Source organism: Pseudomonas floridensis, from assembly GCF_002087235.1.
GTDB lineage: Bacteria > Pseudomonadota > Gammaproteobacteria > Pseudomonadales > Pseudomonadaceae > Aquipseudomonas > Aquipseudomonas floridensis.
The window spans coordinates 1-818 of record NZ_MUIO01000285.1; the positions used below are offsets into that span (position 1 = coordinate 1).

The following is an 818-nucleotide window of genomic DNA, read 5'->3' on the forward strand; positions in this document are numbered from 1 at the left end:
GGACTTGTCCGCGAAGGGGCGACGTTTTAGCCCTTGCGCTTGAGCGGCTCGGCTTCAAACTTCACGCCTGCCAGGCCGTGAGCGATCAGTGCGCGGATGTTGCCGTGGTCGCTGCCATCGGGTGTGGCCTGGACAGAGCGGTAATGCTCGCCGAACGCCAGCAGCGCCTCTTCATCGCTCAAGCCTTCCAGCAGCGCCATGCCCAGTGTCTTGCACGAGCCTTCGTTCTGACCCGCAGCGTTTTCCACGCCACCGTTCTTGAAGGCCTGGGGCTGATAGTCGTAAGTGTCGGCAATGTAGGTCAGAGTGTCGGCAAATACATGCTCGCCGCTGCGCACACTTGCGCGCAGGGAGTTCAGGTCAGTCATGCTTGGGTTCCTTGGCGAACGCCGCCTGTTGCCCGGCGCTCGCTTCTTTCTGGTAAATGGCTTTCCACTCGCTGTACGGCATGCCGTAGACCACTTCGCGAGCGTCATCGAGGCTGACGTCGATGTGTTTTTCATCGGCAGCGGCTTTGTACCATTTGGACAGGCAGTTGCGGCAGAAGCCTGACAGGTTCATCAGATCGATGTTCTGGACATCCTTGCGGCTGTCCAGATGCGCGACCAGTCGGCGAAAGGCGGCTGCTTCGAGTTCGAGGCGTTCTTGCTCGGTCATGACGGGCTCTTCTCAGTCGGTAAGTGGCGTCATGATAAAAGGTTCAGCGTTGACCGGCGAGCGTGATCGATACCGATTCGGCGAAGCGCAGTGCGTGAGGCTTGTCGACTTCCACTTCAGCGTAGGTCACGGCCTGATGGCTCATCACCAGATCCAGCACT

At 59.4% G+C, this 818-nt stretch carries 2 protein-coding genes and 1 pseudogene; all 3 read right to left on the minus strand.

The annotated features are described in order from the left end of the window. Positions 1-26: 26 nt before the first annotated feature. A complete protein-coding gene (locus BZK31_RS28960) occupies positions 27-368 on the minus strand; it encodes a HopJ type III effector protein (RefSeq protein ID WP_083186505.1) in 342 nt (113 codons plus the stop codon). Next, positions 361-657: a DUF1244 domain-containing protein gene (locus tag BZK31_RS28965; protein ID WP_083186506.1), complete on the minus strand. Its 297-nt coding sequence runs from the start codon at positions 655-657 to the stop codon at positions 361-363. Before BZK31_RS28965 ends, BZK31_RS28960 begins: the two co-directional genes overlap by 8 nt. A 43-nt stretch (positions 658-700) precedes the next feature. Continuing rightward, positions 701-818, minus strand: a pseudogene (folX, locus tag BZK31_RS28970) (dihydroneopterin triphosphate 2'-epimerase); the annotation flags it as partial.